A 19664-nucleotide genomic window follows, 5' to 3' on the forward strand; every position below is an offset into this window, starting at 1 on the left:
ACTTAGTCATGAAAGACACAAAGCCCGCACTAAAGTACGGGTTCCAAAAAAGTCGCTTAACTTAATAGCATTGCGTTTAAAACCAAGGTTTTAAGCTTGCCTAAAATCTGGTATTTCTATGCTAATTTTCTGTTTCTAAAAGCAAGTGCAATAATTATAAATACAATAGCATAGCTTACCGGAACAAAGTCAGGAATAGGTACCGGATCCCCTTTTGCATACGAGTGCATACCCGCAAGATAATAATTCACTCCGAAATATGTCATCAAAACCGATGTAAATGCCAAGAGCGAGATTACACTGTAATTAAAATCATTGTAAATAGATTTAATAAACCGTACATGGATAACAACGGCATAGACTAAAATAGTCACCAGTGCCCATGTCTCTTTTGGATCCCATCCCCAGTATCGACCCCATGATTCATTCGCCCAGACACCGCCTAAAAAGTTTCCAACAGTCAGTAAAACGAGCCCAATGATCAAACTCATTTCGTTAATGGCATTCAACTCTTTAATAGAGAGCGAAATCTGCTTGTCATTTTTGTCATTTTTTACAATAAACAGCAACAGGGTGATAAATCCAAGCAATGCTCCAAGCCCCAGAAAACCATAACTTGCCGTAATCATTGATACATGAATACTCAACCAGTAAGAATTAAGTACAGGCACAAGATTGGTAATCTGCGGGTTCATCCAGCTCAAATGTGCCACAAACAGAATCAGACCTGCCAAAATTGACGTAGATGCCAGCGTAATAGGAGACTGCTTGGAAAAAATAAATCCTGCCAGAACTGTTGCCCATGCAATATATGTCATTGATTCAAAACCGTTTGACCATGGAGCATGTCCCGATATGTACCATCGCAGTGCAAGACCCAAAGTATGTGCAATAAAAAAGATACCTAAAAGTCCCAAAGAAACTTTTGTAATTTTTTGCATTTGAAATTTCGGTTTTAAAATTTTCACAAAACTTAAAATCAACAATACAAAGCCCATAATGAAATACAATGGCCAAAGAATTTCAAAAACATTTGAGTGGTTGTAAAAAATCTCTGCTTTTATTTTATTTTCACTCGGATAGACAGCAGAACCGTAGAACCTCTGATATTCGTCTATCTTTTTCAATCCTGCATCAGCGATTTTCCATTCTCCGTTTGAAAGAGCAGCATCGACAGCTGTGAAATAGGCTATCGCAATCATTCTGACTTTTTCAGCCTGAGAAGCATCAAATGTTTTTAAAGCCTCAATTGTTGCATACCATTTGTTATTAAGGTCATTCGGTTTTGGCCATATTTTCAACAGTGAACCTGTAAAAACCATATAAACAACATTTACTTTTTCATCAATTTTCAAGGCAGCTTTGTCTAACTTGTTTCTGTCTTTTGGAGCTTTTCTTGAAGCCTGTTCAACAAGAGACAAAAGCTTGTAACCCCGCATACCTGCAGGATCCTGAAAAAACTGTGCAAAAGAGGCATATTTTGCATCTTTTTTTATTCCTATGGCCTCATTTATTCTTTCATCACCCGTTCGAATAAGTTTTATGTCTTTGTAAACATCCGGTCGTATCATCATGCCCAGGATTACCTGATTTGCACTTAACTCTGTTTCTCCGACTTGCAATGTAGAACTTCTGTGTATTTTTGCCAATACTTCCAAAGCAAGTGTATCTATCGGCTTCATACGTCCTTTTGTATCCTGCACTATCAAATGTCCAAATTTTTGTGCATGCTCTTTATCAAAAGAAAGTATGGTTTTTATAGCCGGATCAAGTTCAGCGGCTTTTGCCGGTGTCACTGCAAATGCCAAACCTGCAATCAACAATGCCGGAACTATTTTACACTCACTCGCTTTCTTTGCTTTTGCCGAAAGTTTGGCAAATCTGTGTTTTTTGGAAAAAAGTGCCCAAAACATTCCGAGTGCCAATAAAAAATACCCTATATATGTCGGCAGTGTTCCTGGGTCATGGTTTACTGACAAAATTGTTCCTTTCTCATCCATATCATAAGAAGATTGGAAAAATCTGTAATTTCTGTGTTCCAAAATATGATTCATATATATTCTGTATTTCATATCAATTCCCATTTCCTTGTCTATAAGTTCCACTTCACTTGCATACGATGCCGGACTCATAGATCCCGGATATCTGTCAAGCTGGAAATCCAAAAGTTTTAAGGTAAAAGGAATTTTTATCTCTTTTGAACCATAGGCAACACTTACATGTAAACCATTTATATCCACTTCACTGGGAACACCAAGCATACCTTTTTGTGAGTATACCAGGACTTCTTTTTGTTTATCGCCACTGTGAACCAAAAACTTAAGCGCATCTACACCGGAAGCCCGCAGTATGGATTTTGGGTTTGAAACCACTTTTTTATGTGCATGCAGCATAAAATCACGCAAAACAAAACCGCCTAAATCACTGCTGTAAAGAACTCTTGTCTGAAGCGCTTCATGATCATTTGCATCCAAACTGCCTCTGGATCGGTCAGCCATTTTTAAGTAAGAAAGTTTCATATCATGCTTCAGGTACAACCTGCCGTCTTTTATATATAAAAACAAAACCGGTTTATCAAAATGTTCGCCTGAATTAAAATCCAGAATAAAACTTCCCGCATTATAAAACTTGCCCTCTTCGAGTGCTACAGGTTTTCCCTGTCCACTGCCTGTAACCATAAGTTTTGCTATTGCCTTGCCGTTTTTGTCTGCCACCAAAGTTTCTATGGCATTAGGAATGTACTCTACAAGCTTCACATCAGCCTTTTTATTCTCAAGCTTCAAATACGCCTCAAAATCATTATTTCCTCTTTTTGAGAGATATAAAACTTTAGAGAATTTTTTTGTGTCACTGCCGTTACTGACTTTTATGCTTATATAGGGATCAGCACTTACAATTGAAGAAGCACTGCCTCCTTCACGAATATGCATAGTCCCTTCATAACCAAAATACCGCGTCACTGCCGCACCGACCAATATCACCAAGAACGCAATATGAAAGATAAAAATAGGCGCTTTAGAGAGTTTGTACATCTTAAATCGATAGATATTATACAAAAGATTCAAAGCCAATAAACCCAGCAAAACCTCAAACCATCGTGCATTATAGATTTCTGCTTTTGCAGTCATCGTTCCATAGTCATTTTCAACTATCGTTGCATACCCTATTGTAAATGCAAAAATAAGCATTAAAATTGCCATCGTATGCATTGAACCAATTAAAGAGAGAATTTTTTTCATGTTTAACCTTTTAAAAAAAATTATTATACTTGCAATAAGATAATAATAAACTAACCTAAAAACAATCACGCCTTTTTAACTTACATTTTAATTTTCACTTCAAAACATTTTTTCTGCACAGTGCATAAATTTACACTTCCGCCGTGTGCCTCGGCAATCTGACGGGAAAGAACAAGTCCTAAACCGTTGCCTTTGAGCTTTGTGCTTTTAAATGCTTCAAAAAGCTCTTTTTCATTATCTATAGCCACACCACTGTCATATATCTTAAAGATGTGATATATTCCATCATTTTCATAGGTTATTTCAACCCTTCCCTCTTCGTTTTCATCCTCTTCTATCGCATCAATGGCATTGGTGATAAAGTTTGCAAACAGCATTTCAAGTAAATCTTTGTCTGCATGCATAAAAAAATCCTCTTTTGGAAAAACAAACTCTATCTCTTTTGAATATCCGTAATAGGCTATCGCCATATCCAGAGACTCTTTGAGCTGACTCCACGGTATAAGATCTTTTTGTGTCTGCACACCTTTTGAAAACATCAGTGTCGCTTTAATGATTCGCTCAATTCTATAAACTGATTTTTGTATCTCTTCGACTATTGGAATATTTTCAGGAAGTACCCGTTTTTTAAGTGTCGAACTCATCAAAGAAATCGCCCCTATAGGGTTCCGTATTTCATGGGAAAGGTGGGCTGCCATCTGTCCCATAGTGGCAAGATTTTCTTTTCGCTTTTGTTCTGTAATATCTGTTGCAGAGAGCATCACTTTGTCTTTATAGGTAGAACTCTTGACAAGGTAGGAGTGTGCATTAAAAGTAATTTCATAATCTTCATCACGGTACTCCAAAAGCTTTAAAAGCTCCCATAACTCTCTTGCATGGGAATTTTGCAAAAAAACAGTGTTATCACTGTTAAGAATCCAAATAGCATTAGGGAGAAATTCAACAACCTTTTCAACAGTATCCTGCAGGTGTGCATACGAGGCCTTTAACTCATTAAACTCATTCTCAACCTTATAAGTCTGCTGAATAAGAACATTAAGTTCCTGCGGTGTAATAGATGCCATTAAGCACTGAGTCCTGTCAAAATTTTATACAAATCATGTGCATCATCACTGCCGGCAAGTTCGCGTATGGAATGCATTGCCCAGGTTGGCAGTCCTACATCTATGGTGTCTATTCCTAAACGCGAAGCCGTGATGGGTCCTATGGTGGAGCCACATCCCATATCGCTTCTTGTCACAAAATTTTGCAGCCTTACATGTAACAATGAAGCGCTATACTTAAACTTTGCTATTGTTTTGTCATTGGAGGCATATCGCTGATTTGCATTGACTTTTATGACAACACCTTTGTTTATATGCGGGGCATGATTGCTGTCATGTTTTGCCGGGTAATTTGGATGAATTGCATGGGCATTGTCTGCGCTTATCATCAAAGAGCTTCTTGTCATCTGCATATACTCTTCATAATCATCAAACATTCTGTGCAGGGTATTTTCTAAAAAACTGCCCCCTGCTCCGCTCGTCGATTCACTCCCCACCTCTTCATGGTCACTTGCGATGAAAAGCATAGGCTTGTCTGTATTTACACTGCAAATACTAACCATGCCTGTATAACAACTCAGCAGATTATCAAGCCGCGCACTTGCAATAAAATCATTTCGCAGCCCTACAAATTCTGCTTTTTGTGTATCATAAAAGCTCAACTCACTTGCATAAATTTCTTCGGCATCTCCGATACCGTTGTTTGCAAGCTGCCATTTAATAAATTCATCAAAATCAAAATCTTCATTTGTACTCAAAACCGGACAGATATCTGTCTGTTTGTTCACCGTTCTCTCTTTGTTGGCTTTGTCGTCCAAATGAATGGCTAGCGATGGAATAACAGCGATTGGCTTTTGCACATTAATCAAGATACTTTGCAAAGTCTTGTTTGCATCAAGATAACTTACCCGACCCGCTAAAGATAAATCTCTGTCAAACCAGGGATTTAAGAGCAGTCCGCCGTAAGGCTCAACACCGAATTTCACCACACCATGCTCTTTTATAACAGGATTTGGCTTGAGTTTCAGGTTTGGCGAATCGGTATGTGCCCCGACCATCACATAATTTTTCTCTGTTTTTGGATAGGTAAAGGCAATGATTGAAGAGCCATTGCGTGTGACATAATACTTTTGTCCTGCTTTAAGTTCCCATTTATCTGTTTCATCAAGCTTGATAAATCCTGCATTTTCAAACATCATTGCCATATTTTGCGTCGCATGAAAAGGTGTAGGCGAAGCATCCAAAAAGCCTAAAAGTCCTTCGTTAAAATCTTGTTTATTCATCTGTTTATCCTATTATATCCACAAATTCATTGCCTTCAAGCGCGGTTATGAGCTGTGCATTTACATGTATGGCGGAATCTATGACGACATTGTGCAGTTTTGACACTATGGTAATTTTAAGCGGTCTGTTCCCCGGATTTTGCCTGATAAGCGTATAAAGTTTTTCCAGCACATCAAAATTACTGCTCAGTCGTACAGCCAAATTAATTGGCTCCGGCGGCGCTTCTTGAATCTCTGTTTTTACTTTTTTTGTCTCTTTCTTTGCCTGTTTGAGTGTCATTAGCTTTGTAACATTGAGTCGTGGTCCAAAATCAGTATGCGTGACTCTTGCCTTAAAAGCAACAGGTTCTTCCAGGTCCATTTCACTGAGTTGTTCGAGCTTATCGGAAAAAAGCATAATTTCAATATTTCCATGAAAGTCCATCAGGTTGACAATACCGAACTGATTCCCTTTTTTAGAGATTTTTTTCGTTATCTCTTCTACTTTTCCTATAAATATAGCAAAAGAGCCGTCTTTGATACTTTCAAGTTCTGATGAGAGTGTATAATTTAGCTCATCCAATTCTTGTCTGAAATTATCCATCGGATGCCCGGAGACATAAAATCCCAAAGTCTCTTTTTCAAACTCTAAAATCTCTTTGAGTTCATATTCGTCTGAGTTTGTAAGTTCTAGTTTTACGGTTGTAATCTCTTCATCATCTCCAAAAAGAGAACCAACTGCATTTTTCTTTGCTTCACTCGCTTTTTTTGCCGTCTCCACAATTTGTTCTATCTGGTCTAAGAGTGCTTTTCGTGAGTAGCCGTATCTGTCAAATCCGCCTGACTTTATAATGGCTTCAATAACACGCTTGTTTACTTTACTTGGCTCGATTCTGTTGACAAAATCCTGCAAAGAGGTATAGTCACCGTTTTCTTCGCGCTCTTCTATCATGGCATAAATAGCTGCTTCTCCAACCCCTTTTATACCGCCCAAACCAAACAAAATAATCTCCTGCTGATTTTTCGTAATAGCAGAAAATTCCAAATAAGAGTCACAGATATCAGGAGGAGAAAGTGCTATGCCCATTCGCTTGACTTCATCTATATAGCGCACTACTTTTTCTGTATTGTCTTTGTCTGAGGTTAAAAGTGCTGCCATAAATTCATTGGGATAATATGTCTTGAGCCATGCCGTTTGAAAAGTAACCATGGCATAGGCTGCCGAGTGTGATTTGTTGAAACCGTATCCGGCAAACTTTTCAATCAAATCAAAGAGTTCTGAAGCCGTTTTATAATCAAGCCCCTGTTTGGCTGCACCCTCGGAGAACTCTTTGTTGTATTTAAGCATCTCCTCGACTTTTTTCTTCCCCATGGCACGGCGCACAATATCTGCACCACCGAGAGAAAATCCGCCGATAGTCTGCACAATCTGCATAACCTGTTCTTGATAAACTATAACTCCGTAGGTAGGCTTGAGTATCTCTTCAAGTGCGGGAAAAACATAGGTAATTTCCTGTCGTCCGTGTTTACGCTCGATGAAATCATCAAGCATCCCTGATTCCATAGGACCCGGACGATACAGTGCCAGGACCGCAATCAAATCCTCAAAGTTTGAAGGTTTTAAACGACGGTTCAGATCCTGCATACCGGATGATTCTATCTGAAACATTCCGACTGTTTCACCGGTCTGAATGACATCATACACATTTTTGTCATTTTCGTCTATCTGATGCCAGTCTATCTCCTTGTTGTATCTTCTTTTAATGAGTTTGATTGCATTGTCAATAACATCGAGTGTTTTTAGACCCAAGAAGTCAAACTTGATTAAATCGACATCTTCCATATAGTTGAGTGAATACTGTGTGACAAAAGTATCTTCCCCGGAAGGCTTGTATATAGGTGTTTTTTTCCATAACTCTTCATTGCTTATAACGACACCGGCAGCGTGCATTCCTGCATTTCGCTTGAGCCCTTCAAGCTTTTTGGCAAATTCCCAAACCCGGCCGACCTGAGGATCACTCTCTATGAGTTCTCGAAGTTTTGGCTCTTTTTGAAAAGCACCCTCTTTAAACTCTCCGTTTTTTGTTTTACCGTTAAGTGTAATGCCGAGTTCATCAGGTACAAGTTTTGCCATCTGATCGGCTTTACTAAGCGGCATATCCAAAACACGTGCCACATCCCGAATGACTCCCTTGGCAAGCAAAGAACCAAAAGTAATGATTTGGGCAACCTGATTACGCCCGTATTTTTTTGTGACATAGTCTATCACTTCTCCGCGGCGCGCCTGCATAAAATCCATATCAATATCGGGCATACTGACACGCTCAGGATTTAAAAAACGCTCAAAAAGCAGGTCGTATTTCATCGGGTCAATGTCGGTAATCTCCAAAGAGTAGGCAACCAGGCTTCCGGCAGCACTTCCCCGTCCGGGACCTACTGCAATACCCAGACGCTTTGCCTCTTTAACAAAGTCCCAAACAATCATCATATAACCAGGAAATTTCATAGAGTTAATGATGTTCATCTCAAATTCCAGCCTGTCACGATACTGCTGATGCTTCTCTTTTGGAACAATTTTCAGACGCTTTTGGAGTCCCTGTCGGCATTTGACAATGAAAAATTCAGCATCATTCTTATCAGCAGCACTCATCCACTTTTTTTTCTCTTCTTCTGTGGCATTTTCAGGTAAAGGGGGATCATCTTCAAAGTCTATATCAAGCCCCTCTTCTTTTGCATACTCCTGCGTAAATTTAAAGTTGGGCGGTGTCGGTGATTTTACAATGGGTACAAAATCTTCTATTTTGTCTGTAATTTCCTGCGTATGTTCTAAAGCTTCCGGAATATCGGCAAAAAGCCGTGCCATCTCATCAGGAGATTTTATATAAAACTCATGTACCGAATGACGCATACGATTTGGATCATCATAAAGTTTATTCATCCCTATGCACATAAAGGCCTCATGGTACTGGGCATCTTCAGGATAGATATAGTGTGTGTCATTTGTCGCCACAACTTTAATACCTGTTTCTTTGGAAATTTTTAAAATCTGCTCATCTATGTAGAGTTGATCCCCGATACCGTGACGCATCAGTTCAAGGTAAAAGTCATCACCGAAAATATCCTGATACTCCCGAGCAACATCTAAAGCACCCTCATATCCGAGCGCACCGTTTTTGACATTTCTTTCATTTTGCAGATTTAGGTGCCAGTTTACTTCTCCCTGAAGACATGCAGAGGTACAGATAAGCCCCTCACTGTGTTCTCTTAGCTCTTTTTTGTTGATTCGCGGGAAATAGTAAAAGCCCTCTATAAAGGCTTTGGAGGAGAGGTACATCAGATTTTCATATCCCTTTTTATTTTTGGCATATAAACAGATATGAAAACGCTGTTTTGTACTTTTATCGCCAAGAGTCTCACCGTTGTGAATGTACCCTTCCATACCGATAATAGGCTTGAGTCCGGCATTTTTCATCTGCTTGTAAAAATCAATAGCTCCAAACATATTGCCGTGATCTGTCATAGCAACACTTGTCATCCCAAGTTCTTTGACTCTTGAAACAAGGTTTGAGAGTTTGTTTGCACCGTCTAACAGTGAGTATTCTGTATGAAGATGTAAATGTGTAAAGGAAGGTTTTGCACTCAAAAATCACTCCGTTTTTTAGTATGTAAAGAATAGAGTGATTATAGTTAAAATGACTTAATTTGAGGTAAGAAGATGAAAAAAAGCTCCTTATTTAAGAAGCTTTTTCCATGCTTTTTTTATTTTTTTTACAAGCTTCTCGGTAATGCCTTTTATTTCTGTCAGCATATTCGGATTTTGATGCAATACACCAATTACCTCTTCCACATCACCAAAATGTTCCACTATTTTTTTTACTTTCTTTTTCCCTATGCCTTTTACAGATGTTAAAAAATCACTCAGTTCTTCTTGTGTAATTTTCACCTCATCACTAAAAGACTCCTGTGATTCATCTTTCGTAGGCTTTGGAACTTCTACATTCGAATCTTTCTTCAAAGAACGCAACGGTTTAAGCGAGAGTTTATCCTGATAATTCCATTTTTCACTCGGCCACTCCTCACTGTATCGTGGTTTGACGGCAGAAATTTTATACTTTTTATCCAGTTCATGCAGATAAACTTCTTTGTCACCATACATTTTCTTCTTTTTACCAAAGTAGGCACCGTCATAACTTGCACGATATTCACCAAAAGTAATGTGTCGCATTGTTCGCAGCAAATCCGGAGAGATTTTTCCCAACTCTTCCCAGTTAAACATTGGAATATGCGGTTTTCTAAATCTTTCCTCGCTTAAAAGCCACATCAGGTATTCCCCGATCCAGTCTCTTATATAAGGAAAAGCGGCAAATGCAGTCGCACACTCTAAAATACGCACTTTCCCGTCTTTGCCGTAAGCCACATCACAGGCCCAGTATTCTGCTTTTGCAGCCTTTGAGACTTTCACTGCCAAATCAAGTACGGATTTTGGCACATCATTATAATCCATACTGCCGCCCTGGGAAGTATTTGTCAGCCATTCCCCCTCAGGCGCACGACGCCAAAAGGCACATACAGGTTTATGCCCTATGAGCATAACACGAATGTCTGCCTCCATCGGCACAAAATCCTGCACATAAACGGGATGATATCTTTTTTCTTCCAAAAGTGCTTTTGCTTCCTCATAACTGTCGACTTTATGTACAAAATAACCGCCGTAATTTGAAGGTCCGTAGGACTTTTTGATGATTTTAGGGTACTTTGCTTTTTTCAGTGCTTCATCCGCTTTTTTATGATTGTAGTAAATATAGGTCTTTGGAATCGGCAAGTCATATTTCCAGGCAAACCGTGTCACATTCTCTTTTGATTTGTTAGAAAACTGTGTATCCAAAGAAGGAATAAAACGCACATGAGGCAAGGCTCGAGCAATTTCACGAAATGTCTCATAAGCAGTAGCAGGAATATTGCCGATAAGTACATCAATTTTTTTGTCTTTGACCTCTTGAATAAATCTCTCTTTATCATTTTTCCAGTGATATGTCACTGTTTCTATTTTGTTTGGCCACCCTTTGAAATTGGAGTGGTCAAAAAATCTCAGGACATAGTCCATATACAAAAGGCCTAATTTCGGTAACTCTTTATTGCTTAATCCCATGCTGCTTATTCCTTAATCAGTGAAGTTAAATTATTTAACTTTTTCTAAATACTCGCCGTCAACTGTATTGACTTTAACAGTATCACCCTCTAGCACATGATACGGTACCTGAACAACAGCACCGCTTTCGAGTGTTGCAGGTTTTTTGCTTCCGCTTGATGTATCACCTTTAAAATTCGGCGGTGTTTCTGTGATAACAAATTCCATTACTTCCGGAGCCTGCACAGAAATTGCCTTGCCTTTGTAAAACACAATATCAACGTTGATACCGTCTTTAAACCATTTAGAAGCATCATCACACTGCTCATATGTCAAACCAAGCTGATCATATGTTTCATTATCCATAAACTGATACATCTCTCCGTCATCATACAGATACTGCATTGTTTTGTATTCAATCACAGGCACTTCAAACTTGTCACCCGCATGCACTGTTTTTTCAACCACTTTGCCGTTTAAAAAACTTTTCATTTTCATACGGACAAATGCTGCCCCTTTTCCCGGTTTTACATGTTGGAACTCTACTACTTTATACGGAACTTCCCCTACTATCAGACGCACATTTTTTTTGATATCACTCATACCGATTGTTGCCATTCACTCACCTTTAAAAATATTTTTACAATTCTATAATAAATGGGCTTAGAAGTCTCTAATAGCATTGCAAATATCTGATTAGTGACATTTTATTATTATTTGCTATTTTAAATCGCAAGATTAAGCAATTCTTAATATATAGAGGCGTACTATTTATAAAAAGCAAACTGGAGCTAAAAATGGAAATTTCATCATCATTAAATACTATAACTGTAAAAGGCAATATCAAGGCTATAAGCCATTATGAAGAAATAAAAAACGAAATTGAAAAGATGATTGACAATTCTCCGGATATAAAATATATAAAAATTCTCATTTTGGAATCCATCTCCATTACCTCCTCTATTATAGGATACCTGTGTAAACTCGTGGACGACGGGATAAATCTTGAGGTACACATACAAAATGAAGGTTTGCATGAACTTTTGGATGATTTGAATCTGGTTCCTTTATTGAATGTAAAAAAACTCTCCGCGCATTGATGAATGACTATATATCAGACATATATAAAACTTTAAATATATTATGTGTTGAAAACGATACAAAAACGATACAGATATATAAAAACATTTTTACCGATATGTTCAAAAATGTATATTGTGCCAAAAACGGTCTAGAAGGTTTTAACAGCTTTCAAAAAAATGAAATAGATATTGTTATTACCAGATACAGTATGCCGATATGCAACGGACTGCAAATGAGCAAAAAAATACGCAAAGTGGATACTTCTGTTCCAATAGTACTGGTAACTTCTTTTCAAAGTATTGAAATTCTCAAAGAAGCAATTGATCTGCATATTGCAAGCTTTTTAAAACGACCTTTTACTGTCTCTTCTTTAGTCTCAATATTCAATCAGGCAGTAAAATCCATCATAGTTGACAGATGTATTATGAAAGAACAGGACCAAAAAATAAAATACAGCAATTATCAGGAAGGTATTACTTTTGCAAAAGAAAAAATTATTACAAAAAATGATTTGGAAGAGGGCAACAGGCTTCTAAAACTTACATGTAAAGCCGTCTATAAGCCAAAAGACACGCTCAGCGGAGACAGCTATATTATACGAAAGTTAAATGAAAATGAGTATTTTATCTTTTTGGTAGACGGTATGGGCAAAGGCATCTCTGCTTCTGTGACTGCAATGCTGTGCAGTTCTTTTGTCAACTACTCTGTTGATTTGCTAAAAGAAGAAAAAAAACTGTTTTCGCTTGAGACATTACTCAACTCGCTAGTGAAGTTTATACGACCAAATTTACTAAAATATGAAGTACTTTGTGCGCATTTTTTACATTTTAAGCACAATACCCTGAGTTATGCGATTTTTTCTATGCCTCCTGTACTCTATATGCTCGATACACAAGAGGTCTTCAAACTCAAATCCAACAATACTCCTCTGGCATCCTATACAAAAAAATTTACTGTTGACACACTGGATATACAAAAACTTAAAAAAATGATTCTCTACAGTGACGGTTTGAATGAGAACACGGTTCATAATTCACAAGAGAGTTATAATGCATATATTGCAGAAGATTTTATGCAGGCAAACAGTGTTGAGGAATTTGAAAATTTGTATCAAAAAAAGATAGAAATACAAGAAGATGACATCACCTATATTTTACTGACATAAATTAGCTATAATTTCACAAAATTTTAAAATGAGTGGAGAAATATGGAATTTACTTTAGATGCAACTTCAAAAAATGCCCGTGCGGGAACTCTTAAAACAGCCCACTCCACTATTAAAACACCTGTTTTTATGCCTGTCGGTACTATAGGCAGTGTGAAATCTTTGGATGCACATGATGTTTTAGAATTACTCGGTGCCGACATCATTTTGGCAAACACCTACCATATGTATCTGCGTCCCGGAGACAAAACGGTTGCCAAGATGGGCAAGCTTCACGGCTTTACACAATACCCTAAAAGTTTTTTGACAGACAGCGGCGGTTTCCAGGCATTTTCATTAAGCGACATCTCAAAATCAAAAACTGACGGTATAGAGTTTCGCTCCCACATTGACGGCAGCAAACACTTCTTTACACCTAAAAAGGTAATAGACATCCAACACAATCTCGGTTCTGACATCATGATGATTTTAGATGATTTGGTTGCACTGCCGGCAACACAGGAGCGCATAAAACTCTCTATAGAACGGACAACTGCCTGGGCAAAAGAGTCTATAGAGTACTTTCGTGCAAAGCAAAAAGAGGGTGTGGGCGTTGAACAGAATATTTTTGCCATAATTCAAGGCGGTACAGACAAAGCGTTTCGAACAAAAAGTGCGACCGAACTGTGTGCTTTGGATTATGACGGTTTTGCCATCGGCGGGCTCTCTGTAGGAGAACTCAACAATGAAATGTACGATACGGTAGAACATACCGTACAATATATGCCAAAAGACAAACCCCGTTACCTGATGGGTGTCGGTACACCGGAAGATTTAATAGAAAATATTGAACGCGGCATCGATATGTTTGACTGTGTAATGCCCACAAGAAATGCAAGAAACGGCACTCTTTTTACATCATTTGGGAAAATAAACATCAAAGGGGCCAAGTTCAAAGAAGATCCTTTACCGATAGACCCTGAGTGTCAGTGCCTTACATGTAAAACATACAGCCGTGCCTACATCAACCATCTATTTCGTGCGCGTGAAATAACCTACTTCAGACTTGCTACGATTCACAATCTGCACTACTATCTCAACCTGATGAGAGAAGTTCGTGAGGCTATTTTAGCAGACAGCTTTGCAGAGTATAAACAAATATTTTATGCAAAAAGAAGTTGATTTTCAAGTAATTTAAACATAAAAGCAATTCAGCCCGCACTGAAGTACGGGTTCCAAAAAGACTTCGCAATCGGTACTTTCTATGCCAAAGCATGGCTTAAAAATAAAACCAAATTTTTTTCTGTAATAACTTTCCTGCCACTCTCGCCCGCACTGAAGTACGGGTTCCAAAAAGACTTCGGAATCGGTACTTCAGTGCCGACTGTTGTTACTTTTTATCACTCTCTTCCGGCATTGGAATAGCAGTTCCAAAAAGTGCTTCGCCGTTATAAAGCGACTGGGCATTGTGGATAACTTTTTTTTCATTTGTGTCAAAAAGCACAATGTCTGCTGCATTTTGCCCTACCTCTATAATTCCTGCTTTCGTATTGATACATTTGGCAGGATTTTGTACAGTCAATTTTACTAATTCGCTCATAGAGATCATCCCTGATTTTACCAGTTTTGTATAATAAATCGAAAGTGCATCTTCAAGTGCTTCACATCCATAGGCCGCATCAAAGAACGCCACTTCTTTATTTACAGGTGAATTTGGCTGATGCAAAACACTCAGAACATCAATATCACCATTTTTTAAAGCATTTTGCAAAAGAATGACATCTTCCCTGCTTGCTAAAGGAGGATTGAGTTTTGCCGTTGTATTAAAACCTTCACAGGCTTCATCGGAATAAATCAAGTGATGTACGGAGACTTCACAGCTTACATGGACACCCTCTTTTTTTGCCTTAGTGATAAGCTCTATAGAACGAGGTGAGGCAATGGACTTAAAGAGTATTTTAATATTGAAATATCTTGCTATTTCTATCATTCGTGATACATGTAATACTTCACTCAGCTCAGGAATTCCTGCCAGTCCGAGTTTTGAGCTGACATCTCCTTCAAGCATTACACCGGCATTAATCAAAGAGTTGTCCTCAGGCTTGCAAAAGAGTGTTACGTCATACATCTTGACATATTCTGCTATTTTAATAGCAATATTGTTTTTTGCTATCGTGCTCATATAAGGGGCCACAACACCTTTTTTTAATAAAATCGCGATATTTGAAAGCGCCATATCTTCTTTTAAAGCGTTCAGCATAAAATCAATCTTTACACCCTTGATATCTTTGACACCGTTTTGTGCAAATTCCAAAACAACTTCATTGTCAATAGCAGGTGTTGCATCGGCATTTAATACAATATGCCCTACTCCGCCTTTTCTTGCCTCTTTCGCAAGTGTTTTTATATTTTTTGCATTTAAAGAAGAATCCAGCACTCTTACATTGGTATCTATAAGACTCGGCAACAGATAGGCACCTTGGGCATCTATAACATTTTCATCCTGCAAATTTTCACCTATGGCGACAATCACACCGTCTTGTATCTGTACATCGACATTTCTTTCTCCGTTTACGTCACACACTACGGCATTTGATATAAGCATTTCAGACCACCTTTGATATAATGTCCGTATTATAAATTATTAAGGCTTAAAACTCATGAAAATTCTTGTATCAGCACTCGAACACTCTGCAAATATGCATCTCAAATCATTACAAAAAGAGTTGGCCGATGATGTTGAATTTATAGGTATCTTTGATAAAAATCTGGGAGAGCCCATTGTGGATTTGAGAAGCCTTGCTATTATGGGTTTTGTGGATGCTTTGAAAAAATTACGGTTCTTTTTCAAACTTGCAGACGAAATGACAGAACTTGCAAAAGAGGCGGATAAAATACTGCTGATAGACTCTTCCGGCTTCAACCTGCCTCTGGCAAAAAAAATCAAAAAAAGATACCCGCAAAAAAAGATAATCTACTATATACTGCCCCAAGCCTGGGCCTGGAAGAAAAAACGCATTCCCGTGCTTGCCAAAACTATAGACAGGTTATGCTCTATTTTACCTTTTGAGCCGAGTTACTATCCAAAAGAAACTCCTATAGAATATGTCGGGCATCCATTACTTGACCAAATTACACACTTTAAAGAATCCCTCAGGGACGAAGTACAAAATGTCGTGTTTATGCCCGGCAGTCGAAAAGGTGAAATTACAAAACTCATGCCTGTTTTTAGGGAACTTGTGCAGCACTTACATGTAAAGGCAACACTGGTTATACCTGAGCATTTTTCCCAGACAGACATCAAGTCATTATATGGAGATATAAGTAATTTTGACATCACGCATGAACCGCATAATGCCCTTTACAATGCAGATTTTGCTTTTATCTGCAGTGGAACGGCTACACTTGAAGCGGCACTCATAGGTGTGCCTTTTGTTTTGAGTTACATTGCAAAACCGTTTGATTATTTTCTAGCAAGCAGACTTGTGAAACTGGATTATCTTGGTCTTGGGAATATTATGTTTTCACAGTATAAAAAGGAGGCACTGCATCCTGAGTTTATTCAGAAGGATGTGACTGTAGAAAATCTTTTAAATGCTTATAAAGAGTATGACAGAGAGAAATTTTTACAAAATTCCCAATCTTTAAGAAAATATCTGCAGCATGGGAGTTCTCAAAGAGTGGCAGAGATTCTTTCCCGTTAGCGTCAAACGCTAATGCCTTTATGTATCTTTTGGTTTGCGGGCTTGAATGCTTATTTTTTTCCCTGTGAGTTTTTCTCTTGGTTTGCCGTCATAACGATGGTTGCGCTCGCCGCTTTTTCCTGAAAATTTTGCTTTGCCGTTTTCATCTTTGCCTAAAAACTTGTTGGGTGCTTTTTTCTTTTTTGCCCATTTGTTCTCTTTTTCATCATCCTTTGTAAAATCACCTTTTGGCTTGTCAAACTTCGGCTTTTCCTGTGTAGAACTTTCATACCGTTTTTTAGCAACTTCTCTTATCTCATCTTTTGAGAGTTTTTTTCTTTTTGGTTCATCTGAATCTTTAGACTCTTTTTGCGGATATGCAAAACCTTCAACTGTTTCTTGTTTAATGGCACGTCCAAGCAAAGTTTCTATAGCATGCAGGGCTTTTTGCTCACTCTCATCCAACAGCATTACGGCCTTGTGTGTAGCTTTTGACACTCTTGCTATATAGACGATGGCTTTGATCGGCATATCATAACTGATCAAAAAACCACAGGTCAAATTTTTGTTTTTTACAAGTTCTCTGTCTTCTATGACAGGAATCTCTTTATTGTCCAGCTCTTCTTTAAGTGCTTGAGAATTGCTTGCACAAACAATTAAAATATCTTCATTCTTGTTTTCTTCTATAATTTTATTTAAAAGTTCTGTTTTTTTATCATCCGGGCAGGGATAAATACGATGGTTGTTTGGTTTAATGGCAATGGTCTCAGCAGGCATTTGGTGTCCTATAAAAGTATTTTTGAAATTATACCCACAAATGCCATAAATTATGCTATTATAGAATAATAAACAAAAGACTTGTTTAAGTCTTCATTAGGAAAAAACGATTCAAAAAGAAATTACATTTAATTCACTCGGTCTTTCAGCGCCGATTTTAAAAGCTGTCAAAGAACAAGGGTATGATATACCTACACCCATTCAGGCAAAGGCGATTCCCGTCATTTTACAAAAAAAAGACATTTTGGCAGGTGCCCAGACAGGTACAGGAAAAACCGCAGGTTTTACACTGCCTCTTTTGGAGTTGCTTTCACGCAAAAAGTCTTCAAAACAAAAGCATAAAGTCCGTGCACTTATTTTGACGCCGACACGCGAGCTTGCACTGCAGGTTGCCGAAAATGTCGCATTGTATGCCAAACATACCCCTTTTAAATCAACTGTTATTTTTGGCGGTGTAAAGATTAACCCGCAGATTACACAACTGCGAAAAGGCATTGATATTGTCATTGCAACACCGGGACGTCTGCTTGACCATATTTCCCAAAAAACAATCGATTTGAGAGAAATAGAGTTTTTGGTACTAGATGAAGCGGACAGAATGCTCGATATGGGTTTTGTCAACGACATTAAAAAAATTGTCAACATTATTCCAAGCGAACGACAAACCCTGCTTTTTTCTGCAACCTATTCGGATGCCATTAAAAAACTCTCAAACCAGTTTTTAAGATCTCCTACGCTTATAGAAGTAGCCCGCACAAACGAGTCAAACACCAGTGTAGCGCAGAGTGTCTATCCTGTTGACAAGACAAGAAAAAGAGAACTCTTAACCCATCTTATACATGAGGGAAAATGGCAGCAGGTTCTTGTTTTTACCCGTACCAAGCACGGCGCAAACAAACTCAGCGGACAGCTTGAAAAAGAAGGTATTTCATCAGTTGCCATTCATGGAAACAAAAGCCAAAATGCCCGTACAAAAGCGCTTGCTGATTTCAAAAAAGGAGATGTGAGAGTTTTGGTAGCTACAGATATTGCAGCCCGCGGTATTGACATCGACCAGCTGCCTCATGTCGTTAACTTTGAACTGCCTAATGTCAGCGAAGATTATGTGCATCGTATAGGACGAACCGGCCGTGCAGGCAATAAAGGTGAGGCAATCAGCCTTGTCTGTATTGATGAAGATGAGTTTTTAGGCAATATAGAAAAGCTGATAAAAAAAGATATACAAAAGGTATGGCTCAAAGGTTTTAAACCCGATCCGAGCATCAAAGCGGAACCTATCAATATGGGTGGAAACCGAGGCTCAAGAAACAAGCCAAGAGGAAACTCCCGCGGCTCAAATGCCAACAGAAGCAGAGCAAGAAGATAACTCTTCTACTCTGTAATATCTTTCAAAATAGATTCGAAATCTTTTTGTGCTTTTAAGAGTGTCGCTTTCGCCTCTTTGTCTTCAACTTTTGCAGAACTCAGCCAGTTATACACAGCCGGAAAACCTACGACAACTTTATTTTCTCCTTTTTTCTTATACAACATTGTTGTACATGGTGCAAATGCCGATGCTTCAGGTCTGCTTTTTGAAACAGTATAAATAACCGGCAGTTTACAGATAGAGTAAGTAATATAAAAATCAAACGGCGATTCTTTTGTTCCGTCTTGTGTAAGTACTTCGTTGAGATCCATAAACTGGGGAACAACAAACCCGTATGGTTTAAATGCGCCTTCAAGGTTCATTTGAAGTTCATCCAGCACATCATCAGGGTCTTCATCCTCATCTACTTCCATCTCATAAACTGTTACTAAATTATGTGATGTTTTTAAACTGTCTTCACTGTAAGTATGCTTTGCTTTTGGAAAATTCTTTTTTATCACTGCAAGCACGTCTGTTTCTATCTTTTTCAGAAGAGACAGGTCTTTAATCCCTAATATTTTTCCCTGTGCCTCTGCGCTCAACACAGAAAAATGCAAAGTATTTTCATTTTTTGCCTGATAGATTCCCATACCCATCGGTGTAAAAACACCCGCTTTTGGATACTTAATCACCAAATCTCTTGTGTGTTTTTTACTCCAGAATGTCATTAAAGTAAAAACTTTGTATTGTGTCTCTTTAAACTGTTTTTTAAACGGTCCTATCATATTGCTGTTAAGCTCTACATGGAAACCGCCGTTGTTCAGCGCCTGTTCAATAGTATATGGAGTAATTTTTCCATCTTTGTTTTCTATACTGAAAAGATGCAAGTCTCCTTTTGCCTGGAGTGAAACTGCACAAAAAAGTACAATTGCCAGTGTAATTAGTTTTTTCATTTTTCTT

General features: G+C 38.2%; 14 protein-coding genes. 5 read left to right on the plus strand and 9 right to left on the minus strand.

The window, feature by feature from the left end:
- Window positions 1-116: 116 nt before the first annotated feature.
- The 6 genes from ccsA to efp all read right to left on the minus strand — a co-directional run bounded on the left by ccsA (window position 117) and on the right by efp (window position 11290).
- A complete protein-coding gene (gene ccsA, locus ACM66U_RS06935) occupies window positions 117-3239 on the minus strand; it encodes a cytochrome c biogenesis protein CcsA (RefSeq protein WP_418640398.1) in 3123 nt (1040 codons plus the stop codon).
- An 80-nt stretch (window positions 3240-3319) separates the two neighbouring features.
- Window positions 3320-4303 (minus strand): sensor histidine kinase, encoded by a 984-nt coding sequence (locus tag ACM66U_RS06940; protein WP_151900163.1) that lies wholly within the window; start codon window positions 4301-4303, stop codon window positions 3320-3322.
- A complete protein-coding gene (locus tag ACM66U_RS06945) occupies window positions 4303-5565 on the minus strand; it encodes a M18 family aminopeptidase (protein WP_418640399.1) in 1263 nt (420 codons plus the stop codon). The genes ACM66U_RS06940 and ACM66U_RS06945 overlap by 1 nt, the downstream gene beginning before the upstream one ends.
- Before the next feature lie 4 nt (window positions 5566-5569).
- Window positions 5570-9187, minus strand: a complete 3618-nt coding sequence (dnaE, locus tag ACM66U_RS06950) for a DNA polymerase III subunit alpha (protein WP_418640400.1) — start codon at window positions 9185-9187, stop codon at window positions 5570-5572.
- A gap of 87 nt (window positions 9188-9274) precedes the next feature.
- Window positions 9275-10693, minus strand: coding sequence for an ATP-grasp domain-containing protein (locus ACM66U_RS06955; RefSeq protein WP_418640401.1), 1419 nt, complete (start codon window positions 10691-10693; stop codon window positions 9275-9277).
- 30 nt (window positions 10694-10723) lie between these two features.
- Complete coding sequence (gene efp / locus ACM66U_RS06960) at window positions 10724-11290, minus strand: elongation factor P (protein ID WP_151900159.1); 567 nt, start codon at window positions 11288-11290, stop codon at window positions 10724-10726.
- A 179-nt stretch (window positions 11291-11469) separates the two neighbouring features.
- Here efp and ACM66U_RS06965 point away from each other — a divergent pair, with 179 nt between their 5' ends.
- From ACM66U_RS06965 to tgt, 3 genes are read left to right on the plus strand one after another with little or no spacing between them, the layout of a single operon-like run.
- Window positions 11470-11772, plus strand: a complete 303-nt coding sequence (locus tag ACM66U_RS06965) for a hypothetical protein (protein ID WP_151900158.1) — start codon at window positions 11470-11472, stop codon at window positions 11770-11772.
- The gene (locus ACM66U_RS06970; RefSeq protein WP_418640402.1) at window positions 11772-12920 is read left to right on the plus strand and encodes a response regulator; all 1149 of its coding nucleotides are present in this window, start codon (window positions 11772-11774) and stop codon (window positions 12918-12920) included. The genes ACM66U_RS06965 and ACM66U_RS06970 overlap by 1 nt, the downstream gene beginning before the upstream one ends.
- Before the next feature lie 42 nt (window positions 12921-12962).
- Window positions 12963-14081, plus strand: coding sequence for a tRNA guanosine(34) transglycosylase Tgt (gene tgt, locus ACM66U_RS06975; protein WP_418640403.1), 1119 nt, complete (start codon window positions 12963-12965; stop codon window positions 14079-14081).
- A 208-nt stretch (window positions 14082-14289) separates the two neighbouring features.
- Here tgt and ACM66U_RS06980 read toward each other — a convergent pair whose 3' ends face one another.
- A complete protein-coding gene (locus ACM66U_RS06980) occupies window positions 14290-15504 on the minus strand; it encodes an amidohydrolase family protein (protein ID WP_151900155.1) in 1215 nt (404 codons plus the stop codon).
- A 55-nt stretch (window positions 15505-15559) separates the two neighbouring features.
- On the opposite strand from ACM66U_RS06980, the gene lpxB reads away from it, so the two are divergent.
- Window positions 15560-16603 carry a lipid-A-disaccharide synthase gene (gene lpxB, locus ACM66U_RS06985; protein ID WP_418640404.1) on the plus strand — a complete coding sequence of 348 codons (1044 nt, stop codon included), beginning with the start codon at window positions 15560-15562 and terminating at the stop codon, window positions 16601-16603.
- Window positions 16604-16621: 18 nt separating this feature from the next.
- Here the strand turns inward: lpxB and ACM66U_RS06990 are convergent, their stop codons facing one another.
- On the minus strand, window positions 16622-17359 hold the full coding sequence (locus ACM66U_RS06990) for a hypothetical protein (protein ID WP_418640405.1): 738 nt from the start codon (window positions 17357-17359) through the stop codon (window positions 16622-16624).
- 121 nt (window positions 17360-17480) lie between these two features.
- On the opposite strand from ACM66U_RS06990, the gene ACM66U_RS06995 reads away from it, so the two are divergent.
- Entirely contained in the window at window positions 17481-18725 is a 1245-nt protein-coding gene (locus ACM66U_RS06995) for a DEAD/DEAH box helicase (protein WP_418641407.1), read from the plus strand.
- Between the two features lie 5 nt (window positions 18726-18730).
- On the opposite strand, the gene ACM66U_RS07000 is transcribed toward ACM66U_RS06995, so the two are convergent.
- Window positions 18731-19657, minus strand: coding sequence for a DUF302 domain-containing protein (locus ACM66U_RS07000; RefSeq protein ID WP_418640406.1), 927 nt, complete (start codon window positions 19655-19657; stop codon window positions 18731-18733).
- Window positions 19658-19664 lie beyond the last annotated feature (7 nt).

The organism is Sulfurimonas sp. ST-27, from assembly GCF_048081595.1.
In the GTDB taxonomy this organism is placed as follows: domain Bacteria; phylum Campylobacterota; class Campylobacteria; order Campylobacterales; family Sulfurimonadaceae; genus Sulfurimonas; species Sulfurimonas hydrogeniphila.

Excerpts from the sequence above, each read along its gene's own strand:
- ACM66U_RS06970 (WP_418640402.1), top strand. The coding sequence starts at position 11,772 with ATGAATGACTATATATCAGACATATATAAAACTTTAAATATATTATGT.
- ACM66U_RS06990 (WP_418640405.1), bottom strand. The coding sequence starts at position 17,359 with ATGCCTGCTGAGACCATTGCCATTAAACCAAACAACCATCGTATTTAT.
- ACM66U_RS06955 (WP_418640401.1), bottom strand. The coding sequence starts at position 10,693 with ATGGGATTAAGCAATAAAGAGTTACCGAAATTAGGCCTTTTGTATATG.
- ACM66U_RS06945 (WP_418640399.1), bottom strand. The coding sequence starts at position 5,565 with ATGAATAAACAAGATTTTAACGAAGGACTTTTAGGCTTTTTGGATGCT.
- ACM66U_RS06965 (WP_151900158.1), top strand. The coding sequence starts at position 11,470 with ATGGAAATTTCATCATCATTAAATACTATAACTGTAAAAGGCAATATC.
- efp (WP_151900159.1), bottom strand. The coding sequence starts at position 11,290 with ATGGCAACAATCGGTATGAGTGATATCAAAAAAAATGTGCGTCTGATA.
- ACM66U_RS06980 (WP_151900155.1), bottom strand. The coding sequence starts at position 15,504 with ATGCTTATATCAAATGCCGTAGTGTGTGACGTAAACGGAGAAAGAAAT.
- ACM66U_RS07000 (WP_418640406.1), bottom strand. The coding sequence starts at position 19,657 with ATGAAAAAACTAATTACACTGGCAATTGTACTTTTTTGTGCAGTTTCA.
- ACM66U_RS06940 (WP_151900163.1), bottom strand. The coding sequence starts at position 4,303 with ATGGCATCTATTACACCGCAGGAACTTAATGTTCTTATTCAGCAGACT.
- tgt (WP_418640403.1), top strand. The coding sequence starts at position 12,963 with ATGGAATTTACTTTAGATGCAACTTCAAAAAATGCCCGTGCGGGAACT.
- lpxB (WP_418640404.1), top strand. The coding sequence starts at position 15,560 with ATGAAAATTCTTGTATCAGCACTCGAACACTCTGCAAATATGCATCTC.
- ccsA (WP_418640398.1), bottom strand. The coding sequence starts at position 3,239 with ATGAAAAAAATTCTCTCTTTAATTGGTTCAATGCATACGATGGCAATT.